The following is a 24,130-nucleotide window of genomic DNA, read 5'->3' on the forward strand; positions in this document are numbered from 1 at the left end:
GCCGCACCCTGACCCCGGGATGTCCGGGGTCGTGCTCATCACTGGGGGCACAGGTTCGTTCGGCAACACAGTGGTACGGGATCTCCTCGGGACGGATGTCGCGGAGGTCCGCGTTCTCAGCCGTGACGAAGCGAAGCAGGATGACCTGCGGCGGTCGGTTCGAGACAAGCGCCTTCGCTGCTTCCTCGGCGACGTTCGCGACAGGCCCAGCGTCACCGAGGCGATGCGAGGCGTCGACTACGTCTTCCACGCAGCTGCGCTGAAGCAGGTGCCCAGCTGTGAGTTCTTCCCGTTGCAGGCCGTGCAGACCAACGTGCAGGGAAGCGATCACGTCGTTCACGCGGCCGCCGAGGCGGGGGCGCAGTCAGTCGTGGCACTGAGCACGGACAAGGCGGTGTATCCCATCAACGCCATGGGCATCTCGAAGGCGATGATGGAGAAGGTCGTGCAGGCCTTCGCACGCAACAACCCGGGCTCCGGCACGATTGCGTCGATCACGCGCTACGGCAACGTGATGTACTCACGAGGATCGGTGATCCCGGTCTTCGTCGATCAGGCAAAGCGCGGCCTACCGCTCACGGTCACCAACCCCCACATGACCCGCTTTCTGATGTCGCTCGACGAATCGGTCTCGTTGGTGAAGTACGCCTTCACCAATGCGCAACCGGGCGACCTATTCGTGCGGAAGGCGCCGGCGAGCACGGTGGAGGTACTCGCCAGGGCTGTCGCCAGTCTCTTCGGCAACGACGACCCGAAGCTGAATGTCCTCGGGGCACGGCACGGAGAGAAGCTCTTCGAGTCACTCCTGGGGCGGGAGGAGCGAGCACGCGCCATCGACGAAGGCGACTACTTCCGCGTCCCACTCGACGCACGTGGCCTGGAATACGAGCTCTTCTTCGAAGAGGGCACGGGTGAAGACATCGAGATCGCCGACTTCAACTCGCACAACGCCGACCGCCTCGATGTCGAGGCGGTCAAGGAGCTGTTGGTGACCGTCCCCGCGGTCCGCGCTGAACTGGAGCACTACGGATGAAGGCGGTCATCACAGGTGGGTATGGCTTTCTCGGATGGCACCTCGCCGCGCGGCTCGTGGCACTCGCCGGAGCAACTCCGGTGCGCCTCGACAGTGCTCAATTCAACGATGTCGAGCAACTCCGCGCCGCCATCGAGCGGTCCGACGTGGTCTTCCATATCGCCGGCGTCAACCGGGCGAGCTCAGACGAGGACGTCGAGACCGGCAACCAACGACTCGCCCAGAAGCTCTCCGACGCGATTCTGAGTGTCGGCAAACCTCTCCACGTCGTGTTCGCGAACTCGATCCAGTCGTCGCTCGACAATCCCTACGGGCGCGGCAAGGCCGCCGCGGCACAGATGCTTGCCGACACCACCACCAAGTGTGGTGGGACGTTCGCCGATGTCGTCCTTCCCAATCTCTTCGGCGAACACGGACGGCCCGACTACAACTCGTTCGTTGCCACTTTCGCGTCGCGCATCGCGAAGGGTGAGACTCCGACAGTGATCGAGGACCGCGAGGTGCCGCTGCTGCACGTCCAGCAGGCGGCCCGAGCCCTCATCGAGGCGGCCGATAGACGCGTCGATGGCCGCACGGAACCCTCAGCCGCATCGGCCACGGTCACGGAAGTGCTGGACAAGCTCAAGCACTTCGACGAGCTCTACCGCACCGGCGAGATTCCGGAGATTGCCGAGCCGTTCGATCTCGACCTGTTCAACACCTATCGCTCGTACGTCTTCCCGGAGCGATTCCCCATCCGTCCCACCGTTCACGCCGACGCCCGCGGGGCACTCTTCGAGACGATCCGCTTCCACGGCGGCCGTTGCCAGGCCTACGCCTCCACCACAGTTCCCGGAGCGACGCGCGGGGAGCACTACCACCTGCACAAGGTCGAGCGCTTCGTCGTCCTGAAAGGTGAAGCGGAGATCGGCTTCCGCCGCCTCCTCCACGACGACGTGATCACCTTCAGAGTGAGCGGTGACGAGCCGGTGATCCTCGACATGCCCACGCTCTGGGTGCACAACCTCCGCAACGTCGGGAGCGGCGAGCTGATCACCTGGTTCTGGTCAGACCAGCTCCTCGACCCGTCCAACCCCGACCAGTACTACGACACCGTGTGTCCAGGAGAACAGACCGAATGAAAGTCGTCACCGTCGTCGGGACGCGGCCCGAGATCATCCGTCTCGCCGCCACCATCAAGCGCTTCGACGCAACCTTCGAGCACGTCCTCGTGCACACCGGCCAGAACTGGGACCACCAGCTCAATCAGGTGTTCTTCGACGAGCTCGGTCTTCGCAGGCCCGATCACTACCTCAACGTGGATACGTCGTCACTCGGTCACGTCCTCGGCGAGACGCTGATCAAGACCGAGGAGGTGCTTCGTCTCGAGCAGCCGGATGCCTTCGTCGTCCTCGGCGACACGAACAGTGCGATCTCCTCCGTGATCGCCAAGCGGATGCACATCCCCGTGTATCACCTCGAGGCCGGGAACCGCTCATTCGATGAGAACGTGCCAGAGGAGACAAACCGCCGCCTCGTCGACCACGTCGCCGACTTCAACCTCGTCTACACCGAACACGCACGGCGCAACCTGCTCGCCGAGGGCCTCCACCCCCGCCGGATCGTCCTCATCGGCTCCCCGCTGCGCGAGGTGCTCGAGATGTACCGGCCTCAGATCGACGCCTCAACCGTCCTTGAGCGGCTCGGACTTACTGCGAACAGCTACTTCCTCGTCAGCGCCCATCGAGAGGAGAACGTCGACTCACCGAACCGCCTCGCACAGCTGGTAGAGGTCCTCGAGGCAGTCGCTGCCGAGTGGCGGCTGCCCGTGCTTGTTTCGACTCACCCACGTACGCGACAGCGCCTGCGTCAGCATCGCATCGCCACGGGCGGCAACATTATGCTCCATGAGCCATTCGGTTTCTTCGATTACAATCGACTCCAACTCAGCGCAAAGGTCGTCCTGTCCGACTCCGGGTCGATCTCAGAAGAGTCGGCAATTGTCGGCTTTCGTGCCATCACGCTGCGGGGCTCGATTGAACGCCCGGAAGCGCTCGAAGCTGGCACAATCATTATGACGGATCTTAATGTTGCCGAAACGCTGGCCGCAATTGAGCGCGAAGATACTCAACAGTCATCGAGCATGCCGTTTGAATATCAGATTCTGAATACCTCGCAAAGGGTCGTGTCCTACATGATGTCGACAGCTGGCCGACACGCTGACTGGTCCGGAATCCGCGAACCACATTAGCCGAACAGCTCTGTGCTCCACGGCGGGGCGGGCCGAGCTGCGTCGCCATCGGCGTGATCCAGGATCGCCAGAAGGTATTGAGCACCGGCGTCACCGCCGAGACATGTCGCCCAGTCTCGCAAATCGGCCCGCGCGTCAAGAGTCAATTTGCCAGAAGCCACGACTCGCCGCAACGCGATACCTAGAGCTGAGGCGTCGCCAGAAGGAAAGACACCTCCGTATCCGCTCGCAGCCACGACGCCCGACGAACCACAGCGGTCGGAGCAGATGGCCGGCGTTCCCACCAAGAGTGCCTCTGAAACGACGGCACCCCAGCCGTCATACAAGCTAGGAAGCACGAGTACGTCAACGGAGCGAAGGAACCCAGGTACCGCCTTCTGTGGAAGCCTGCCGATCCAGCGGACACGCTCTCCCAGCAGGCGCCTGGCCTCGGAGCGCAGAGATTCCTCCATCGGTCCAACTCCGACGACACTTAGTTCAACGCCATCATCACCAAGCTTCGCCAGACTCTCCAAAAGCAACGTCAAATTCTTCCGTTTAATGAGCTGCCCGACGAACCCGATCCTGAAGGCAGAGTCGCCATCCAGCCCGTCACCTCCCGGCAGCTCTCCAATCGTCGGCAAGAAGTATGAGAACTCATAGATGCGGCAGGTCGGCTCGCCCAGGCCGGCGAGCCACTTCCCCGTGTTTCTACCGATCGCGAGTGTACCCTGCGTCACGCCCCGCATCCTCGAGAGCTTCCAACGATAAATGAGCCGCTTCGCAAGCCCCCTCATTCCCCTATCGTCGACAGTCTCCATGATAATCCATTGCCGCAATCCGCGCTCAACCAATGCGAGCTGCGCAGTGCGAATGATTCCATTCGAGCGGATTCCAGAGCAAATATGTATGGAGTCCTCCGACGCTGCGCGCACGAGCGACGGAATTTCATCTGGGCTACTAGCCACAACGAGTTCTGCATTGCCTAGTCCATCGGGGCTCCATCCAAGCGAAGCCCGCTCGGCGGACATCATCCGTTCAGCGACGTAGACGACTCGGCAACCCGCATTCGCCAGAGATGCAGCAAGTGCGGTCATGTGTGGAGTAACAATCTGCTGCCAGATCCATATCTCGCGCCTCCGTCCATCCACACGAGAGATATTAATGGTCCCGACTCACATCCGAAAGCCCCATCCTCGAAGGGGCGTGCACCCTGAGTCCCCACCATCGCCGCCGACCCGCCTGGTGCGCACCGCAAGAACCGGAACCTGTCACCTGGCATGCGCGGGCCCGACCCTCAGGGCAGCGCGACGATGTATCCAGAGGAAGGGTTTACAAGGACCACCTGCAGTACACTCCACGCGGGGCCTCGCAAAGGTCCACGACGTACGGACACGACCACCCCCATGCCGACTCGCTTGAAAGCTGCGCCACCTAGATGTCCCGCACACGCATTGATACGTGCCAATCGCGGATCCTGGAACATTGGCGCAGGGGCGAGGCCCTCATAGGGTCGGAATCAGGCTGTCTCCGCCGCATCGAGCCACCGAGATTGGACGGGCAGCGCTGTCTCGGACTGCTGACCGCCAAGGAATCCGAAACCGCCTGCACCACAGATCGTCCTTGCCAATGATCGTCGAGCCGAAGTGTTGCTTTTGGTAGAGTCGCGGTCTACTAGGAATACCGTGGTGGGGTCGTGAGAGGCGCAGTGGCCCGGACCGAAAGCAGTTGCGACGTCATACTGATCGTTCCACTGTTCCCACCAGCATTCCGCGGGGGCGGACCCATAAGATCCGCTGCAGCTCTTGTCGCCAGCGCTCCAGACCAGCTATCGGCAGGTGTGGTCACGTCTGATAGGGACATTGGCTCCGCTGACCGGCTCCCAGTCAAATTGAACCAGTGGATCAGCTTCGGCCGCCACCAGGTCCTCTATTTGTCGACGGACTCGCTCCAGATGCTAGTCCGCTCAGCCTTCGGGATCCGGCGGGCATCGCCACGCCTGATCCACGTCAATAGCTTCTTTCACCCGACGCTGTCGATAGTGCCCTGTCTCCTCTGGCGGCTCGGACTATTCGGGCGCGCAAGGTTGCTTCTCTCCCCCCGAGGCGAGTTTGCCCAGGCCGCGCTCTCGCGGAGTGGCCTTCGCAAGCGAGTCTATTTGAGGGTCTTCCGGACAATGATGTCACGCGCTACGTTCACCTGGCACACCACTGCGCCGCATGAGTCGGCGGACCTGATGCGCCTTTGGGGGAATCACGCTCGGATTCTTGAACACCCCGATGAGCATGAGTTGCCGGCATTCGCTGCGCGCCCTGCCCGACAGGCCGGGCCATTGAGACTGGTCTTCGTTAGCCGCGTGGTCGAGCACAAGGGCCTCCACGTCCTCCTGCAGGCGCTGCAGGAGGTGCGCTCACCACTCTCACTAGACATTTTCGGCCCAATCGAGGACCCGAAATACTTCGAGCGATGCAAGGAGATCGCCGAGTTCACCCCTAAACAAATTGCGCTCAGATGGTGCGGCGACCTTCGGCCTGAAGAGGTGCGCCCAATACTGGCCGCGCGGGATGCCCTTTGCCTACCTACACGGAGCGAAAACTTTGGCCACGTCATCGCCGAATCGCTCTCCGTGTCTACAATCGTTCTCACTACACCAACCACCCCGTGGTCTGACACGATCCTGGCAGGAGGTGGAGCGCTCGTCCCAGACCGATCTCCGCACCGATGGGCGGCGACAATCGAATCCTTGGCCGTGTTGACGGATGACGAACTGCACGCGAGACGGCACCAATCAGGGGCCTCGTACGACGAGTGGGCAGCGGCTCCACGCCCAAACCACCTCTGGGAGCGGGCGCTGCGAGAGACACCAACGTGCGGCACTCACGGACAGAGAGCCACAGACGCGAGGGCCGTTCCCTCGTCACAGCATTTCCGGGAGTCGCATCCTGCTGCCCCGACTACCGCCCCTCCCAACGAACCGGCCAAGCCCGGAAGCCAATGACTCATCCCGCCACGCCTCGCTCACCATCGTCGGCCATGCAAGCCTGGAGGCAATTGCGACCATATGTGCCGAATGCTCGGCGGGCACTGCTGTCGTTAGTCTGCACTGCCGCTGCGGCAGCCGTGGCCGACGCAGCCACACTCATCCTGCTGGTGCGAGCGGCCCTCACCATCACCGACCAGACAGCATCGAGTATGCATCTTCCGCTGCTCGGAACGCTTGACCCTACGCAGGTGCTCTCAGCGACAGCCTGCCTCGCCGTAGTGAATATCGCCCTTCACCGTCTGGTTGCCAACATGAATGCGCGAATTTCCTCTGAAGTCCTCTTCCAAACAAGAGATTCGGCGATACGCGCCTACTTTTCTGCCACCTGGCCGCGCCAGGCCGCCGACAAGGAAGGCGCGTTCCAGGAGACAATCTCTACGTTGAGCCAGCAGGCTTCGCTTCTCGCGCTGACGCTTGTGAATGCCTGCGTGGCTGCACTTGGCCTTCTGGCCTTGCTTGCCGCCGCCCTCACGCAGAACGCAGTCGTCACAGTCCTCACGGTCGCTGTGGGTGCACTGATCTTCACAGCCCTTCGGCCTCTTGCGAGGCTCACCCGGCGGCGCGCTACGCAGTTCGTCGATGGGAACTCGTACTTCGCCGAGGAGATTGCCAGAGCCGCTGGAATGTCGATGGAGCACCGTCTCTTCGGTACTGCGGCGAGGGTCCAAGAGACCCTATCGACCAGCAATAGGAGAGTCACCAATGACCTGTTCCACACCCGGGCCTTGAGCAGATTCGCAGCCACTCTGCACCAGGACATCGCGATTCTCCTTCTCATTGCGGCACTCATTCTCCTCGATTCTGCGGAAGGATCGCACCTTGGAGGAGTCGGCACTGCGCTGATACTCGTCATTCGTTCCATCTCCTATGCCCAGCAAATTCAAGGCAACTTGCAAGCGCTCCACGAGCAGCACCCCAGCCTGATCGAACTTAAGAAGCGGGTCGAGTCATTCGCGTCGTCGCTTGACCAGCGGGGTACGACGCCGGTTCCGCAGATCAGGCAGATCGAGCTCCTGGGAGTCGGATACACCTACGACGGCAAGTCACAGGCGCTTGCGGAAATCGACCTGAAGATCTCGAGATCTAAAGTTATTGGAATAGCCGGTCCCTCTGGCGGTGGAAAGTCAACTCTTCTTCAGGTCCTAACCGGTCTTCGTCTTCCTACTTCAGGGCAAGTCCTTGTGAACGGGATTCCCCAAACGCAACTAGCGCCTGCTGACTGGTCGAGGCTGGTGGCGTGCGTTCCACAGGAACCACGGCTCATGGAGGGAACGATCGCGGACAACATCCGCTTCTTCAGAGAGATCTCGGATGACGAGGTTCAGCGCGCTGCTCGCCAGGCGAACGTCCTCGAAGAGGTGCTTCGGATGCCTGCGGGGTTCGAGACAATGCTCGGACCGCGGGGTGGGGGCCTCTCGGGGGGGCAGAAGCAACGACTTGCCATTGCCAGAGCGCTGGTCGGCAACCCGGATGTGCTGGTCATGGACGAACCCACAAGTGCACTTGATAGGCGCTCAGAGACGGCCATCAGGGATTCGATCGCGGCGCTCCGACGCACTATGACGATTCTCATCGTCGCCCACCGACCTACGACGCTTCAGATCTGCGATTCCATACTGACAATAGATGGCGGTAAGATCACCACCACTGTGTCCAATCGAGACTAAGGCACCAGAAGGCGGATCACGATCCGATCGGGCGCAAGACGACGTCCTTAAAGATCGGCACGGCCAACCTGGCTTCGATCGTTGACCAGGTGTCTCCGGGCTGCACGCGCACAGGGATCTCCGCAAGGTCCCGGGTTACCGCAAACAAACTGAAGCGGGTGCTGAGATCCGCAAGGTCTGAGTCTGAGAGGCTCTCGGCCTCGCATATTCCAGCAAAGATAGAGGGCATATCCGGCATTCCACGGATCGCGTGCACGTCATGGCCCTCAACGTCAACTTTGAAGACGACACGATCCTCCGGGGCGAAGGAAACAATATCCGAGAGGCGGACGAGCTGGATCTCCACGAATAGATCAGTCGGCTTCGAGACGGAACTCAGGCCGGAATGTGAAGCGAGGTACAGGCGAGCCCTTCCAGCGCTGTCCGAGGCGCCCGCCGGAACTAGTGTCGCAGCGCCGGAAGCAATCTGGTCTCCAAACGTGCGGCTTAGGCACCCGAGCAGCATTGGATTGGGCTCGACCAGCAGCATGGTGCAGTTCTCAGGCATGACGGTGGACATCATTACTTCGCCGTAGTTAGCACCGACGTCTAACGCAACTGTCGGCTCGATCTCTCGAACAAGTTTACACCAGGTCCGAACGACGTCGACGTCGACGACACCGCCCGAAAAGAACAGGGCCTGACCGCGCGGATCATTGGAGTCTACATAGATCCTGCTGCCAGCCGCATTCACAACGAACCCGCCGCGTCTGTCAATTCGTCGGCGGCGCACGCCCCGTCGAACCTCATTCAGCCAGCTGCCGGCGATTCTCCGCCGCATGGATGTCAAGGACGCAATCGGAAGCCGTCGTTTGCTCACAGCGCCCCTCCCCTGGACAGAAATTTTACCACCTCGGATGGCGAGACTCTAGAAGATTCGGCACCGTTCCAGGGTCTGTGTCCGAGTAAGGACACCGCCAGCTGCCGACTCCGACGTCCGCGGGAACGCTGGCACTGAAACGCGCATGACGACTGTAGGAATCATTCGGCGAGCGTTCGGACGAGCTTTGCCGGAACCCCTGCGAGCACCGAGTCGGGTGGACACGAGTCCCGGACGAGCGCCCCCGCAGCAATCACACTCCCTTCGCCGATCGAGACCCCGCCTAGGATGGTAGCGCGAAGCCCTATCCAAGAGCCGTCGCCAATCGTGATAGAGCGGCTGGAAGGCTCGCCAGCACGTCGAGATGCGTTTCCAAGAACATGGCTACCGCAGCAGATGATGACATCCTCCGATATGTCACAATTGGCGCCAATCCTTATCCGCGCGTCCGGCGTGGAGATCATTTCCGTTCGGGCGCCGATCCAGGTTCCGGGTCCGATTGAGACGTTCGGATATTGCACGACGCTCCGTCCACAGATCCGCACTCCTTCTCCAACAGATACTCCACTGATTCGGTAGGCAACGCGCCGCACGCCAAACCATCTCGTGGTGGGCGTCAGCATATTGACTATATTTACAGCAGCCAGGAGCCAACGTTGGAGCATAATTCCCCCAGGGAGAGTTGGGTTCTCACGTCATATTCTTCAGTCCGGCTCGAGTTCGAGTTCCCGTCGGGAGCTGAGCAATTGAAGTGCGTGGTTGCGCCAGCTCAGGCTCTCCGCAAACGTGCGCCCGGCGCTGGCGATGTTCTCTGCCTCGACGTGATGATCTCGTATATAACGAAGCGCGCCGCACAGCGCTTCAATGTCTCGCGGTGGCACCACCCAGCCATTAACCTGATGAGTGACCTTAGCACCTACGCCTGAGTCGGTGCTAACGACCACCGGACGACCCGCCGCCATTGCCTCGACCGCTACGTTCCCCCATGCTTCTTGCCAGCTTGGCACTGCGATCACGTCAGCCCAGGAGATCATCGCGAACAGTGAGGGCTGAGGTATCAACGGTAGTATTCGCAGCCGCAGAGTAGGCGGGAGAGTCTGGTGGTGTACGTACCCGGATGCGCCGACAGCTAGCAATGTCACGGGTCCTTCGCTTGCTAGACGTGCCGCGGCTTGAATCGTCTCGGCGAGCGCCTTCTCGGGCTGCAAACCCCCAGACCACAAGATCACGAAGCGTCCCTGTTCGTCCGAAGGTCGTGCTTCAACTGAGCAGTTGACCTGCTCGTAGTCAACCCCGTTCGGAAGATGCACTGCGTTACGTACACCGTTTCGCCGAAGTACTTCAGCCGACGGCCCTCCAACGACGAAGACGGTATCCGCTCGCTGTGCGAACGAGTTCACGTAGGTTCGTCGCTCCTCCACCCACCTGTTGCTAAGTAGCCGGCCATCTCTTTCCATGAACACCAACCGAGCTCCGACTCGCCGGCTAATGGAGCTCGCGACGCGCCCTAGCGGTGTCATCCCCTGGGCGACAACCAGGTTCGGCCCGATGCGAGCGATCGCCCGGAGCAATGGTCGTCGGCAGAGCAGATCCGTAGCGAACGCCGCCAACCTGGGAAAGCGATTCTGCAGCGGCCGCATCACAGGGTGGAAGTAGTAGTAGGGACACTTCACGGCCAGGATGTCCACTCCGTCGATCGCCGGCGCCTGCGGCGCGAACGTGCGTAGGCGAGTCAACGTGAATAGAAGGTCGTAGCCAGTTGGCCGGACTGTGACGACGATAGCATTCCACGGAGGAATCTCTCGGATTGCCTGCGCCTGGCGGATATTGAAGAGCCCGTGTTTATCACCCGGTTGTCGTGGAACGGCTAGTGTGAGTATCACGGCTGTGGTGCGCGTCACGTTACACCCAACCCGCCCGGTTGCGAAGCGATACTGCGCAGCAGATGAATAGCGTCAACGGCACGTATGTACCCGCTCCGACGACCGATGACTCACCAATCTGCATCACGAGTCCGGTGACCACGACCGCTTGGGCACAGACGACACTGACGTGACGACGCGTCAGTGTCGTGTTACCCAGTACGAAGTACATCGCGAGGGCAAATATCGTCAGTCCGACGAGCCCAAGCTCAACGAGTAGCTGCAGGTAGCCGTTGTGCACTGCATCAATCTCGGGCGGACCGTTACTGCTCCGCCCCGACCACTCGCTATATACCGCGCCCGCGGACCGATAGCCGTGCCCAAGAACAGGCCTATCGCGCCAGGAGTCCAACGCGAACTCCCATGCAATGTTCCTCCCGGAGAAGTCATCCGTCGAAGCTTCTTCGAGGCGTCCTATGACGGATCGGATTGGCCCGGCAAGGTCCACACCGACCAAACGGAGCGCAAAGAGCAGCGGGACGCACATCACCAAGGCGCGCCCCAGGCGCAGAGATCTGGACGTCGAGCCCAAGCGAAGCCTTAAGAACACGGAGCCAACGAGCGCTGCAAGCAGCGACGTTCGCGAGCCCGACATCACGAGAAGGGCGACCTGCAGCATCAGGGATCCAGCGCGCGCGAACTGGGAGACGACAGGAGCGCGGGACGTTGGCCACGCGAGCGTCAACAAGATGGACAGTGCCGCAGCCTGGCCGAGGCCGTTCGGATTGTGGAACAGTCCGGACGCCCGATCCCCACGCGCCACCTCCAGAATTGCGAGCGGAGTGCCTGCCACGACAAAGCCGCCAAGATAGAGGCCGACGAGACCTAGATCCCGGTGATGCCCGATGACAGGCCATCGACGAGACACCATGAGCAGTGGCAGGACGACTGAGATCCCAAGCGCCGCAGACTGCATCAGAGTCGTTGCTGGAGTGGGCGACCAGATTGTCGATGCGGCGGCGGTTAGAGGCAGAGCAATGAGAAGCGCAGCACCCATTGCAGGACGGCCGCGCAGTGGGATACTCCGCGGATAACTGGCAACAGTCCAGATGAGAAGCGGAAGCCCAAGAAGAAACCTGAGCTGCGACAGCGGGCCGGGCAGAGTCAAATCGGAGGTGCTTGCGATGAGCAATCCGTAATAGCCGGCGAAGAGCGCTTCCCACGACGTGAGCCTCGTTGCCAGCACCGCGAGCCCGATTGACGCAGCAACTATTGCAGCCGCGCGCCACGTCGTCTCCCCCCAGAGAGCCACAGCTAGCGCACCAACGGGCAAAACGAGGACGGGAGCAACCGGCCTCCGTCTCATCCTGGCCTCGGAACCGACGCTTCCGAGCGCGGCTACCGGGTCAATGGCGCGGGCCCGCAGCATCGAGGGCTCTGTCATGGACGACCACGCGACCGATCGCCCGCATACAGCGCTGACGATCGCTCCTCGACCGCCGGTCTGCCAGACCGTTCGATCCGCCCGGGGAATCCGGCAAAGACAGCTGTCAACGAATTCCTGGAGTCCAGAGCCGCCTCCTTGACTTTAGCCACGCGTTGAATCTAGGCCGGCTGACGAGTGGCGATCTGGTTCGAGCCCGATCGCTGACTCGAACGAGAGGGGCGGAACCTCGACCTGGCTTATCAGAGGATGGTGAGGTCGCACATCGACCTCGTCGGCCCCTAGGAGGACTTCGTGAAGCTTTTCACCTGCACGTAGACCAGTGAAGACGATTTTTATGGGCCGTCCGCTCTGGCTGGCCAAGCGCTCCGCCACATCGACTATTCGCACGGGCGATCCCATATCGAGAACCATGACGTGTCCGTCGCCGCCAATTGCACCAGCTTGGATCGTAAGGGCCACAGCTTCGTTCACTGTCATGAAGTAGCGAGTGACATCGGGATGAGTAACCGTTATTGGTCCTCCTACCTGTACTTGCCTTTGAAACGTACCGAGTACTGATCCCTTCGATCCGAGCACGTTGCCAAACCTGACTGACACGTAGTTGCACGACGTTTCCACGGCAGCCTGCGCCGTAAGCCGTTCACAGATCCTCTTTGAGAGGCCCAGGACTCCGATTGGATCGGCTGCCTTATCGGTGCTGATGTTCACGAAAGATCCGACACCAACCGCTGCCGCCGCCTCCAGGACATTGTGGGTTCCGTAAACGTTGGTCTTCCAGGCCTCGCCAGGGTGCATCTCAAGGAGCGGTTGGTGCTTAAGGGCTGCCGCATGGAACACCACCTGCGGCCTGTGCTGCTCGAAGACCTCTCGAAGACGGTCCGAGTCCCGGATATCGGCGAGAATCAGGTGGGGAGAGTCGAGCAGGGCTCTCCCGTGGATCGACAACTCGGTCCCATGAAGTCCGGATTCGTCACGATCAAGCATGAAGAGAGCTGCCGGTCCGTAGCGGTGAATCTGTCGACAAAGCTCCGATCCGATCGACCCGCCCGCGCCAGTCACAAGGACTCGTTTACCGCGGATGTAGTCGGCGATCGCGTCGACGTCGATTTCCGCGGGATGTCGCCCCAATAGATCTTCAATCGTGACGGGCCGAATGTCCGAGATCTCAAGTTCGCCGAGACGCTCCCAGACGGGCGGTAGCACCAGTACCCGGATGCCTGCCCTGGTGAGCGGGGCAGTCACGGCACGCAACTGCTCACCTGTCGCGGAAGGGATAGCCACGAGCACAGCCGTGGCATTGTGCCCTGTCGCCACGTCAAGCAGGTCGCTGCTAGTTCCCTGGACGCGCAAGCCGTCGACTCGGAGCCTCGACTTGTGCGGATCGTCGTCCAGGAGCGCCACAGGCCGATACTTGCTGTCGGGCGTGCGCAGCATCGTTCGCACGATCTGGCGACCGGCATTGCCGGCGCCGAAGACCACCACGGGCTCGCTTTCGCCTTCCACAGGACGGAGGCCCCGATCCTCGGCCAGTCGGGCCAGATAGCGCACCAATGCAACGACCACGAGGGCGAAGCAGGCGGCGATTGCTGGGACGGTTCGAGGGACCCAATCCGGAAACTGTCGACAGACAGCGAGGGCGACGACGGCGACACCGGCGATGCTCAGCGCCAGCGCGCGCATTTCCTCGAAGCTGCCGTAGTGATAGTGGCGGCGGTACAGCCCGAGTAGGAGACCGATCACCCCCTGTAGCAAGACAACGACGAGCGTGAGTCGCAGTGCCCCGCCCTCATCGACCGGTCCGATGCTCATGTCGTAGCGGGCCGAGGCGGCGAGCGGGATCGCGATGATCCACGCCATCGCATCAAGGGCGAACTGCACGAGGGGAAGGCGGCGTCGCGTTAAGGCGGCTAGCCGTTCAACCACTCTCTGGCTCGTGCCCATGTCGTGCTCTGCAAGCTCTCCGTCACCGACGGTGGACGCGTCGCGACTTTGTGTGCTTCCCAACCCTTGATCCTTTGCCTCATGAGAGGCGGCCCACTCTCTGTCCCGTGCGCCCTACCACCAGGCGTCTCGAAATCTAGCCGAGTGTCCAGGTGCGGCGCGGGATTCCCGCGAACGAATATCCGCTGCCGCGCGTTGAGAGCCTGCGGCGAGCTAACGTCCGGCCCGCGATGAGCGAACGACGTGAGCTGACTCTCCGTGACTACGCCCGCGTCGTCTGGCGCCGTAAGTGGATCGTGCTCGCCGCGCTGATCATGGCGCTCGGCGGTTCGCTGGTGATGTCGATCCTGCAGGACCCCATCTACGAAGCCGAATCTCAAATGTTCGTTGAGCCGCGCTCCAGCGCTGCCGTTTTCGAACAGGACCAGACTCTGGCCGTCCCCAACCTCGAGCGCGCCATCCAGACCGAGATTCAGGTGCTCGAAGGGCAGATGGTGCGCAATCGGGTCCAGACCGATCTCGGTCTGGACAACCTGCCCCCCACGGCCTCGGCACGCTCGCTTGGCGGCACCGATGTGGTAGCTGTCAGTGTCCGCAGCGGTGATCCCCGCACCGCCCAATTCGTCGCCGACGCCTACATCCAGGCCTACATCGAGACACGGCGGGAGCAGGCGATCGACAGCCTCGACACCACGGGCGCCGAACTGCAGACGAAGATCGACGAGCTCCAGGTCCAGATCGACGGCGCAGAAGCGGGGTCGGCGGAGCGTCAGAGTCTGCTCAACCGCCAGAACACGTTCAAGGAGCGGCTCGACCAGCTCGAGGTGGACGCCGCCCTGACCACGGGCGGCGCATCGGTGGTCAAGGAGGCCGACCTTCCGACAGATCCCGTCGAACCGCGACCCCTCCGGTCGGCGGTGCTCGCTGCTTTCGTCGGACTCCTCCTCGGCCTCGGCGCGGCGTTCCTGATCGACTATCTCGACGACTCGCTGCGTCGAGCCGAGGACGTCGAGGCGTCGACTGGGCTTCCGGTGCTGGGCGTGGTGCCGATCGAACCGCCACCGGACAACCGACCGATCGCCATCAGCGAGCCGTACGAGTTCGCTGTGGAGGTCTACAGAGGGCTCAGATCGAGCATCCAGTTCCTCGGGCTCGACAAACCGTTGAAGACCATCCAGGTGACGAGTTCGCTGCCCGGCGAGGGCAAGACGACGACGGCAACCAACCTCGCTGTGGTGCTGGCGCAGGCCGGCCATCATGTGGTTCTGATCGACGCCGACTTGCGGAAGCCGCGAGTTCACGAGGTGTTCAGCATTCCGGTGCGGCCCGGCCTCACAGAGACGCTCGTGGCTGGCGAAGCGGTCGACATGGTGCTGGTCGACTTCGACCGCCTGAGGGTGATCGCGGCCGGCTCGCTCGTGCCCAACCCGAGCGAGATGCTCTCGAGCAGCCGGTTCAAGTCGCTCGTTCGTCAGCTCGCCGAGCGCTACGACTACGTGGTGATCGACTCTCCACCAGCGCTCCCCGTCTCGGACGCGCTTGCCGTCTCGAACTCGGTCGACGGCGTTCTGGTCGTCGGCCAGGCCGGCCGTACATCGAACCGGACGCTCGAGTCGTGCCTCGCCAAGCTCGAACAGGTCGGCGCTCCCGTGTTCGGCCTCGTGCTCAACAAGGCGTCAGCTCGAGTGAGCGAGGGCTACGGCTACGACTACGCGTACGGCTACGACAACGCACCCGAGGCGGCGACGACACGCCGGAACGGACGGCGCTCGCCCGCTCCGCAGGAGCTCCAACCTCCCGTCGAGTCGAGCACCACGGCCGGCGAGAGCCAGTCGTAAACGTTCTGCCGTGGGTCACCGCGCCACTAATCTCCCAGCTCCGTGAGGCGGATCCTGCTCCTGGTCACGGTGGCTCTCATCGGGCTGGTCGCCGGCGCGATCGTGACCGGCCGCCCGCAGACCGTGACCCGCGACATCCGCGCAGTCGACATTCGGCCGACCACGTCGACGATCGCCCCCACGACGGCACCGCGCACCACCACGACGTCAACCACCACGTCCACGACCACCTCCACGACGACGTCGTCGACCACGTCGACCACGTCGACGACGAGCTCGACGACAACGACGACCACGCTGCCGGAACCGACGACCACCGACGCACCGACAACGACCGAGCCGCCCACCACCACCGACGCGCCGACCACGACGCGACCACCGACGACTACCAGGCCGCCGACGACCACGAGGCCGCCAACGACGACCACGAGACCAGCCCCGGTGACATCGACGATCCCACGCACGACTGCGGCGCCGACGACCACCACGCCCCTGGCGCCGATCGCCACGCTGTATGTGATGGTCGGCAATGCATCGAACACGTTCGGGCTCGCCACCCAGACCGCGTCGGCCCTTCGGGAGATGGGCTACGAACTCGTGTACCGAGCCGACGGCGTCCGGGAGATCCGCGAGACGAGGGTGTACTTCAGCGAAGGACTCGAGGGCGAAGCGCTCCGTCTGGCCGAGTCGATCGGCCTCGATCCCGCACGTGTCGAGCCCCGCCCCAGTGAGCCGCTCACCACCGGTACGCAGGAGTTTCAGGTCCTCTTACTGCTCGGCAACGACTGGTACGACGTGACGGAACTGGGAACGATGGTGGACGTCCAACCACCGGGGATTGCACAAGGCTTGATCGGGGTACTCCCGATCCGATAGCTTGACAGTTGTATATCTACGATCCGACGTGAAATCGCGTGTGGGCCCGGGGGTAGGTACGCCTCAAAAGGAGTGTGGTTGGGCATGAAGAGGATCGGACTGATCTTGGGTGCGGTCGTTGCGGCTGTCTCGATGGCTGCGGGCGCGTCCAGCGTTTCGGCGTACCCACCGGGAACCGAGGCAACCGTGACCGTGTCGGATTCGACGCTCGCCCCGGGAGCCAGCTTCACCGCCACATTCACCGGATGTCAGCTCGGCGAGACCGTGAACTTCACGCTCGACGGCACCACGGTGCAGGCCGCTTGTAATGGCGCTGCCGGTGCCCGCCGGTTGCCGTCGGCAACGGGCGCTGCCACGGCGACCGCCACGCTGACCGCTCCAACTGCACCCGGAACCTACGAACTCGTCGCCGTCGGCCTGACCAGCGGCGCCGATGCGTCGACGACCATCGTCGTCGCCGCAGCTGCCGGTGGCGGTCAGATCCCCGAGACCGGCTCTGACTCCAGCATCCCGGCCGCCCAGATCGCCGGCGGTCTCGTCGTGGTCGGTGCCGGCCTCGCCGGCGTTGCAGGAATTCGCCGCCGCAAGGCGACAGCAGCCGCCTGACGCAAGATTCTCCACACTTCTGACCAACGTCCGGGTCGACGACCCGGACGTTGTCGCGTCAGCAGTCGGACGGATGGGGGAGGTCGTCGGAGATGGCTGCGATCACGTCGGCGACGCGGTCGCCGCGCATGGCCGTCCCACAGCGCCGGGCGGCGTTTCGGGATCTCGCCGTTGAGGGCACGCTGGGCGCCTCTCAGGATGTCGGGAGCCGATCGGCCGAGACCTCATTGGTGCCCTCGGTGACGGTGATGGGCCGCTCCGTGTTGTCGCGCAGCGTGATCCACGGGATGCCAAGGGCGGTGGCCTCCTCCTGGACTCCCCCCGAGTCCGTCATGACCAGTTGGGAACAGGACATCAGCCCATGAAGTCGAGATGTGAGGTTGGGGCGAGCCGCCCCGATGCACACCACCCTCATCGGTTCAGATGACCTCGGCGTCGGTGTAAGCGAGGCGGCGTCGGGTGTCGAACACCTTGTGGTCGACGGCGGCGACGGCGTCCCAGTCGATGTCGTCGTGGTCGGTGAGCACCAACACCAAGTCGGCCGCCCCGAGCTGCTCGGTGGTGAGCTCGACCGGGTCGACCCCGGCGGGCAGATGCCGGCGATCGACCAGCGGGTCCGCCACCACGACGGTGGCCCCCAACGCCGTGAGACGGGAGATCACCACCAGCGCCGGCGACTCGCGAGCGTCGGACGTGTTCTTCTTGTAGGTCACCCCGATCGCCACGACCCGCGACCCGTTGACCGCCCGACCCTGACGGTTGAAACGGTCGGTCACGCGTTGCACCACGTAATCGGGCATGTGCTCGTTGATGTCGTTGGCCAACTCCACGAACCGGAACGCCCGACCGAGCGTGCGTCGCACCTGCCACGACAGGTATGACGGATCCACCGGCAGGCAGTGACCGCCCACGCCGGGACCGGGGGTGAACTTCATGAACCCGAACGGTTTCGACGCCGCGGCATCGATCACGTCCCACACGTCGATCCCGAGGTCGTGCGCGCTGACCGCCAGCTCGTTGACCAGCGCGATGTTCACATGCCGGAACGTGTTCTCCAACAACTTGGCCAGCTCGGCCTCCTTGGTGCCCTTCACCCGCACCGTGGTGTCGACGACCGCCGAGTAGAACTCGTCGACCACGTCCAACGACGCAGCATCGATCCCCGACACGATCTTGGGCGTGTTGCGGAACGTCCACCGCGGGTTGCCCGGATCGATCCGCTCGGGGCTGTAGCCGACCGCGAAGTCGGCGCCCGGCTCCAGACCCGACAGCTCGGCCAACCGCGGCGCCACCACGTCGACCGTGGTCCCCGGATACGTCGTCGACTCCAGGATCACACAACACCCCGGCCGCACATACGGCCCGATCATCTCGGTCGCCCGCTCGATATATGCGATATCGGGAAGTCCGTCTCGCAGCGGTGTCGGCACCGAGATGACGGCCACGTCGAACTCCGCCAGATCGGTGACATCGGCCGATGGCCGGTACTTGCCGGAATGCAGATGACGCTTCAACTCGTCGTGAGGAACGTCTTCGATGAACGACTCACCCTGAGCCAGCAGTGCCACGCGCTCGGCATCGACGTCGAAACCGACGACCTCGAAACCCACCTCCGCTGCCCGCATGGCGAACGGCAAGCCCACATAGCCCTGACCCAGGATGACGACTCGGCGAGGAGGCGACATACCGGACGGAACGCTACCACCGGGGCGGAGGCACGGACCGAGCGCGATGCGGCGATCCCCTGGTATTGCAGTCTGCATCGCGGGAGTCAGTCGGCTCCGGACTCCGTCCGGTCGAGGCGGAAGGCGATCACGCTGCCGAAGCTGCGCACCTTGGCGGGGCCGGCGTCGCGCGTTGCCGCGGTGACGGCTTGGCGGTTGACGTCCACGACATTCCCGTCGGTCGTCACCGCCGTGAACCGGGGATCGTCGTCGAGCAGGAACAGGGCCGAGACCTTGCCGTGGCGGCCGGGCACCGACAGGCGGACACCCTTGCCGGCCCTGCCCTGAACCGGGAACTCGGCGGCGTCGACCCGCTTGGCCGCCCCCTTCTCGTGGCCGACGAACACCTCGGCGCCGTCGGGCGCTGCGCCGGCGCCGATCACCGAGTCACCGTCGGCGAGCTTGATGCCGCGGACGCCGGCGGCGTTGCGACCCATCGGCCGCACGTCGGTCGGGACGAATCGGATGCCTTGGCCGCCGGCGGTGGCGATCAGCAGCGGGGTCGCGTCGTCGAACGGCAGCATCGCCACGACCCGCTCGCCGGCGTCGAGCTTGATCAGCGACACGCCGCCCTTGCGGTCGCCACCCGTGAGATCGTCACCAGCGAGGCGCTTGATCGTGCCGCTCGACGTGACCAGCAGCACGTCGCTCGGCAGGTCGTCGGACTGGCCGAACCACAACAGGCGCTCGGCGGGATCGACGGCGACGACGTTCTGGATCGGCGTGGCCCGATCGCCGCTGAACGACGCCGCGAGGGACCGGTGCATCTGGCCCGAGCTGCCGATGACGACCAGCTGCGTGGCCGTCGACGTTGAGACGCGGAGCATCTCCTGGTGGTCCTTGATCTCCTTGGCCCGTGAACCGTTGCGGAACGCCTGCGTGTAACCGTCGGTGGCGACGACGATCTCGACGGGCTCGTCGAGCACGGCGACCGTCGGGGTGACTGGCGACTCGACGGTGATCTCGGTGGTCCGCTGCCAGCGTTCGGCATCGTCGGTCCAGCCGAGACGCTTCGCCGCGGCGTCCATCTCCACGCCGACCTGGCGGCGCAGACGGGTCGGTGAGGCGAGGAGCTTGGTCAGGCGGTTGAGCTCGGCCTGGAGTGCCGCCGACTCCTTGTCGACCTCGATCCGAGCCAGCCTGGTGAGCCGGCGCAGCGTCAGGTCGAGCACGTAGTTCGCCTGCACCTCATCGATCTCGAACGCCTCCATCAGCCCGGCGCGAGCCTCGGCCACGTCGTCGGCGCCACGGATGATGGCGATCGCCCGGTCGATGTCGAGCAGCACGGCCAGCAGGCCGGTCAACACGTGGAGCCGGTCGGTCGCAACGTCGATGCGACGCAACGAACGCGACGTGATGCAGGCGACCCGGTGGGCAACCCACGCCTCGAGGATGGTGCGGATGTTGTAGCGCTGGGGGTTGCCGTCGGCGTCGAGGGCGTTGAGGCGCACCGAGTTCGACGTCTGCAACCCGACGCCGGGACGCAGCAGCATCGGGACGACCTGAGAAGCGGTGATGCCCCGGGCGAGCTCGATGACGATGCGCAGCTTGTCGTCGGCGGTCTCGTTGACGATGTCCTCGATCCCCGAGATCGTCCCCTCGCCGAGACCGGCGACGACCTTCTCGATGAACGTCTTGGACGATGCGGTCGACCCGTCGGAGTACGGCAGCGAAGTGATGACGATGCGCTCGCCGCGCTTGCCTTCGTCGATCTCCCACGTGCCACGCACGCGGACGGTGCCCTCGCCGGATCGGTAGATGTCGTTCAGCTCGTCGCCGTTGACGACGACCGCGGCGTCGGGGAAGTCGGGGCCGGTGACGATCTCGAGCAGCTCGTCGACGGTCGCCTTCGGGCGGGCGATCAGGTGGCGCGCCGCCGCCACCACCTCGAGCGGATTGTGCGGCGGGATGAACGAGGCGATGCCGACGGCGATGCCGTAGGAGCCGTTGATCAGCAGGTTGGGCACCGGCGACGGCAGCACGGCCGGCTCGGTCTCGGTCTCGTCGTAGTTCGGGACCATCGCCACCGTGCCGTCGCGCACCTCGTCGAGCAGCACCATGCCGAGGTCGGCGAGGCGCGCTTCGGTGTAGCGCGAGCTGGCGGCGGCGAAGTCGGGCGACCCGTAGTTGCCGTGGAAGTCGATCAGCGGCGCCCGCTGCGAGTACGGCTGGGCGAGGCGAACCAGCGCCTCGTACGCCGCGCCGTCGCCATGGGGATGCCACCGGCCGATCACGGCCCCGCTGATTCGGGCGCACTTGACGTGGGGGCGGTCAGGCGTGGCGCGCTGACCCTCGAACATCTCCCACAGGATGCGGCGGGCGACCGGCTTGAGCCCATCGGCAACCGACGGCACGGCTCGGTCGCCGATGACGTAGAGGGCGTAGTCGCGGTAGTTGCCGTCGACGAGCTCGGCGGCATCGACCGGCGTCGGCGGGACGATCGCGGTCAGGTCGAGCGTGGGGGCGGCGTTCTTGCGGCGGGCCATGGTGTCGGTCCTCTCAGTCCTCGGAGTCGCGGGCGTCGTTCGTGTCGCCGGTGTCGGCTGCGTCGCTCGTGTCGGCTGTGTCGGCCGTGTCGTCGACGCCGTTCGATGCGGCGCCGTCGGCGACCAGGGCGCCGCCCTCGGCGAGCCAGGCTCGGCGCTCGGACGCCTTCGAGCCGAGCAGCCGGGCGAACAGCCGATCGAGGCGGAGCACGTCCTCCACCCCGACCTGCAGCAGGTTGCGCTTGGTCGGGTCGACGGTGGTGTTGCGAAGCTCGGCCGAGTCCATCTCGCCGAGACCCTTCATGCGGCCGAACGGCGCCTTGTGGTTGGGGTTCGCCGCGAGGAAGGCGTCCTTGGCGGCGTCGTCGCGCAGGTAGATCTTCTCGTTGCGGACGATCGTCGAGTACAGCGGTGGCTGGGCGATGAACACCCGACCGGCCGACACGATCTCGGGCATCTGGCGCCAGAAGAAGTTGAGCAGCAGCACCGTGATGTGAGCGCCGTCGACGTCGGCATCGGTGAGCACGACGATCCTCGAGTAGCGCAGCTTGTCGACATCGCAGTCCACACCGCGGCCGCAGCCGAGCGTGGTGATCAGCGAGGCGAGGGCGTCGTTCTTGGCCACCTTGAGCGCGTTGGCCGTCTCGACGTTGAGGACCTTGCCGCGCAGCGGGAGCACGGCCTGGGTCTCGGGGTTACGGGCCGACACGGCCGTGCCGCCGGCGGAATCGCCCTCGACGATCAGCAGCTCGGTGCCACCGACGTTCTCGGCCTGGCCCGGGGTGAGCCGGCAGTCGTAGAGCTTGTCCGGCATGCCGGCCGAGCGCAGGCCGGTCTTGCGGGCGAGCGCCTTGTCGGCGGCGCGCACCTCGTCGGACTTGCGGCGGTCGCGCATCGCCGCGACGACCTTGTCGGCAATGCGCTTGGCCCGGCTGGGGTTCTCGTCGAGCCACTTCGTCAGCGCCTCGTAGACGATCGACTCGACGACGCCGCTCGCCGTCGGTGTGGTCAGGGTCGTCTTGGCCTGCGAGTCGTAGGCGGGATTGGGCAGCCGGAGCGAGACGCACGCCACGATGCCGCTGCGCACGTCGGCGCCGGTCGGGTTGTCCTCCTTCTCCTTGAGCACACCGCGATCACGGGCATAGCGGTTGACCGCCCGCGTGGTCGCCTTGAGCATCCCCTCGACGTGCTTGCCGCCGCCCGAGTTGGTGATCGAGTTGGAGAAGCCGACGACCGTCTCGGTCGCCGACCCGGACCAGGCGAGGGCGACGTCGACCTGCATGCCGGCCTCCTCGTTGGCGCCGGTGATCGAGATCGGCGGCGCGACGAGCTCGCGGGACTCGCCGATCTTGGTCACCAGATCGACGATGCCCCGCTGCGACACGAACGTCTGCGGGGTGTGGTCGCGGCCCTGACGGCGATCGGTGAACACCAGCGAGAGGCCGGGGTTCACGTAGCTCGTGTTCTCCAGCCGTTCGACGATCGTGGAGGCCTTGAAGCCCGTGAGGTGCTCACCGTGGTCGTCGACGAAGATCGACAGGTCGGGGAAGAACGTGATCTGCGTGCCGGTGTCACCGGCCTTGCACGTTCCGACGACGGCCAGCTTGCCCTCGGGCACGGCCGGCTGATCGCCCCGGAGGCGGAACGACTGGGCCCACACCTTGCCGCCGCGGCGCACCTCGACGTCGAACGCCGTCGACAGTGCGTTGGTCGCCTTGATGCCGATGCCGTGCAGTCCACCCGACGTCTTGTAGGCCCCGTCGTCGGCGAACTTTCCGCCCGAGTTGAGCACCGAGACGATCACCTCGGCCGCCGACTTGCCCTTGTGCGGTCCGCTGGTCATCGGGTCGATCGGCAGGCCGCGGCCGTTGTCACGCACGACGACACCGGGGGCGCCGCGATCGTCCTCGATCAACGTGACGTCGATGCGGTCGCCGTAGCCGGCCATGAACTCGTCGACGCCGTTGTCGATCACCTCCCACAAGAGGTGGTGGAGCCCGGCCGAACCGGTGGACCCGATGTACATGCCCGGCCGCAGCCGGACGTGTTCGAGGCCGTCGAGCACCTGGATGTCGTCGGCGTCGTAGCTGAGGGACTTGGGTGCGCGGGACATCGCTCTCGTTCGTGCAGGCGGGGGTGGTCGGGCGTCGAACATTCAATACGACGAGGTCGCCGCGCGGGGTGATGGTGACAACTCTCCGCCGGCATGACCCGTCGCGTCGCGTGCCTGCGCTCTCGCGACTCGGGGCGAACGGTTGACGAGCTCGCCCTGACGCCGCCACGCGCCGACTCGGTGCGAAGGGCGGCGGTTTCGATGCGGTGGATGGCGTCGTCGATCGCACGCAGCAGCCGGGCGATCGTCGCCCGCGCGCCGTCGGTCTGGCTCCAGTCGGGATACGGCGGCACCGGCATCGCGCCGTCGATGAACTCCAGCCGCTCGCTCCAGTCGTCATCCACCGACGGGAGATGGCGCACCATCGATCCCGCGAGCCGGTGGAGCGACCGGTTTGTCGCTGTCGGGTGACGGGTACGCGGTCAG

19 protein-coding genes and 1 pseudogene are annotated in these 24,130 nt (G+C 64.3%); 9 read left to right on the forward strand and 11 right to left on the reverse strand.

From position 1 onward, the window contains the following. Positions 1-19 precede the first annotated feature (19 nt). The 3 genes from DN771_RS11985 to wecB are packed head-to-tail and all read left to right on the forward strand — an operon-like array spanning position 20 to position 3,263. The gene (locus DN771_RS11985; RefSeq protein WP_116997614.1) at positions 20-1,033 is read left to right on the forward strand and encodes a polysaccharide biosynthesis protein; all 1,014 of its coding nucleotides are present in this window, start codon (positions 20-22) and stop codon (positions 1,031-1,033) included. Beyond that, positions 1,030-2,154 (forward strand): polysaccharide biosynthesis C-terminal domain-containing protein, encoded by a 1,125-nt coding sequence (locus tag DN771_RS11990; protein ID WP_116997615.1) that lies wholly within the window; start codon positions 1,030-1,032, stop codon positions 2,152-2,154. The genes DN771_RS11985 and DN771_RS11990 overlap by 4 nt, the downstream gene beginning before the upstream one ends. After that, positions 2,151-3,263, forward strand: a complete 1,113-nt coding sequence (gene wecB / locus DN771_RS11995) for a non-hydrolyzing UDP-N-acetylglucosamine 2-epimerase (protein ID WP_116997616.1) — start codon at positions 2,151-2,153, stop codon at positions 3,261-3,263. Before DN771_RS11990 ends, wecB begins: the two co-directional genes overlap by 4 nt. On the opposite strand, the gene DN771_RS12000 is transcribed toward wecB, so the two are convergent. After that, entirely contained in the window at positions 3,260-4,063 is an 804-nt protein-coding gene (locus DN771_RS12000; protein WP_162941842.1) for a glycosyltransferase, read from the reverse strand. The genes wecB and DN771_RS12000 overlap by 4 nt on opposite strands. Positions 4,064-5,478: 1,415 nt before the next feature. On the opposite strand from DN771_RS12000, the gene DN771_RS30860 reads away from it, so the two are divergent. Both DN771_RS30860 and DN771_RS12010 read left to right on the forward strand, forming a co-directional pair. Beyond that, positions 5,479-6,240, forward strand: coding sequence for a glycosyltransferase (locus tag DN771_RS30860; RefSeq protein ID WP_227462327.1), 762 nt, complete (start codon positions 5,479-5,481; stop codon positions 6,238-6,240). A gap of 122 nt (positions 6,241-6,362) precedes the next feature. Beyond that, a complete protein-coding gene (locus DN771_RS12010; RefSeq protein WP_162941844.1) occupies positions 6,363-7,952 on the forward strand; it encodes an ATP-binding cassette domain-containing protein in 1,590 nt (529 codons plus the stop codon). Positions 7,953-7,968: 16 nt separating this feature from the next. Here DN771_RS12010 and DN771_RS12015 read toward each other — a convergent pair whose 3' ends face one another. The 5 genes from DN771_RS12015 to DN771_RS12035 all read right to left on the reverse strand — a co-directional run bounded on the left by DN771_RS12015 (position 7,969) and on the right by DN771_RS12035 (position 14,124). After that, complete coding sequence (locus DN771_RS12015; protein WP_162941845.1) at positions 7,969-8,811, reverse strand: FkbM family methyltransferase; 843 nt, start codon at positions 8,809-8,811, stop codon at positions 7,969-7,971. A gap of 161 nt (positions 8,812-8,972) precedes the next feature. Beyond that, on the reverse strand, positions 8,973-9,476 hold the full coding sequence (locus DN771_RS30865; protein ID WP_116997621.1) for an acyltransferase: 504 nt from the start codon (positions 9,474-9,476) through the stop codon (positions 8,973-8,975). 39 nt (positions 9,477-9,515) lie between these two features. After that, positions 9,516-10,451: a glycosyltransferase family 4 protein gene (locus DN771_RS30770; protein ID WP_338032639.1), complete on the reverse strand. Its 936-nt coding sequence runs from the start codon at positions 10,449-10,451 to the stop codon at positions 9,516-9,518. Positions 10,452-10,713: 262 nt separating this feature from the next. Then, positions 10,714-12,117 carry an O-antigen ligase family protein gene (locus tag DN771_RS12030; protein WP_116997623.1) on the reverse strand — a complete coding sequence of 468 codons (1,404 nt, stop codon included), beginning with the start codon at positions 12,115-12,117 and terminating at the stop codon, positions 10,714-10,716. 144 nt (positions 12,118-12,261) lie between these two features. Continuing rightward, positions 12,262-14,124, reverse strand: a complete 1,863-nt coding sequence (locus tag DN771_RS12035) for a nucleoside-diphosphate sugar epimerase/dehydratase (RefSeq protein ID WP_162941848.1) — start codon at positions 14,122-14,124, stop codon at positions 12,262-12,264. Positions 14,125-14,291: 167 nt separating this feature from the next. On the opposite strand from DN771_RS12035, the gene DN771_RS12040 reads away from it, so the two are divergent. After that, positions 14,292-15,899 carry a tyrosine-protein kinase domain-containing protein gene (locus DN771_RS12040; protein WP_116997625.1) on the forward strand — a complete coding sequence of 536 codons (1,608 nt, stop codon included), beginning with the start codon at positions 14,292-14,294 and terminating at the stop codon, positions 15,897-15,899. Between the two features lie 26 nt (positions 15,900-15,925). Here DN771_RS12040 and DN771_RS12045 read toward each other — a convergent pair whose 3' ends face one another. Then, positions 15,926-16,429: a hypothetical protein gene (locus DN771_RS12045; RefSeq protein ID WP_162941849.1), complete on the reverse strand. Its 504-nt coding sequence runs from the start codon at positions 16,427-16,429 to the stop codon at positions 15,926-15,928. Here DN771_RS12045 and DN771_RS12050 point away from each other — a divergent pair. Together DN771_RS12050 and DN771_RS12055 are read left to right on the forward strand one after the other, a co-directional pair. After that, the gene (locus DN771_RS12050; RefSeq protein WP_116997627.1) at positions 16,419-16,775 is read left to right on the forward strand and encodes a LytR C-terminal domain-containing protein; all 357 of its coding nucleotides are present in this window, start codon (positions 16,419-16,421) and stop codon (positions 16,773-16,775) included. The genes DN771_RS12045 and DN771_RS12050 overlap by 11 nt on opposite strands. 186 nt (positions 16,776-16,961) lie before the next feature. Further along, positions 16,962-17,381, forward strand: a complete 420-nt coding sequence (locus DN771_RS12055; protein ID WP_162941850.1) for an LPXTG cell wall anchor domain-containing protein — start codon at positions 16,962-16,964, stop codon at positions 17,379-17,381. Between the two features lie 214 nt (positions 17,382-17,595). Here the strand turns inward: DN771_RS12055 and DN771_RS30870 are convergent. From DN771_RS30870 to DN771_RS12075, 4 genes and pseudogenes are all read right to left on the reverse strand, one after another. Continuing rightward, positions 17,596-17,721 (reverse strand): annotated as a pseudogene (locus tag DN771_RS30870) (UDP-N-acetylglucosamine 2-epimerase); the annotation flags it as partial. A gap of 79 nt (positions 17,722-17,800) precedes the next feature. Continuing rightward, positions 17,801-19,066, reverse strand: a complete 1,266-nt coding sequence (locus DN771_RS12065; protein WP_116997630.1) for a nucleotide sugar dehydrogenase — start codon at positions 19,064-19,066, stop codon at positions 17,801-17,803. 86 nt (positions 19,067-19,152) lie between these two features. After that, the gene (locus tag DN771_RS12070; RefSeq protein WP_116997631.1) at positions 19,153-21,591 is read right to left on the reverse strand and encodes a DNA gyrase/topoisomerase IV subunit A; all 2,439 of its coding nucleotides are present in this window, start codon (positions 21,589-21,591) and stop codon (positions 19,153-19,155) included. A gap of 13 nt (positions 21,592-21,604) precedes the next feature. After that, positions 21,605-23,704, reverse strand: a complete 2,100-nt coding sequence (locus DN771_RS12075; protein WP_162941851.1) for a DNA gyrase/topoisomerase IV subunit B — start codon at positions 23,702-23,704, stop codon at positions 21,605-21,607. A gap of 210 nt (positions 23,705-23,914) precedes the next feature. Here DN771_RS12075 and DN771_RS12080 point away from each other — a divergent pair, with 210 nt between their 5' ends. Beyond that, positions 23,915-24,115 (forward strand): hypothetical protein, encoded by a 201-nt coding sequence (locus DN771_RS12080; RefSeq protein ID WP_116997633.1) that lies wholly within the window; start codon positions 23,915-23,917, stop codon positions 24,113-24,115. Positions 24,116-24,130 lie beyond the last annotated feature (15 nt).

It is taken from the genome of Desertimonas flava (assembly GCF_003426815.1).
In the GTDB taxonomy this organism is placed as follows: Bacteria; Actinomycetota; Acidimicrobiia; order Acidimicrobiales; family Ilumatobacteraceae; genus Desertimonas; species Desertimonas flava.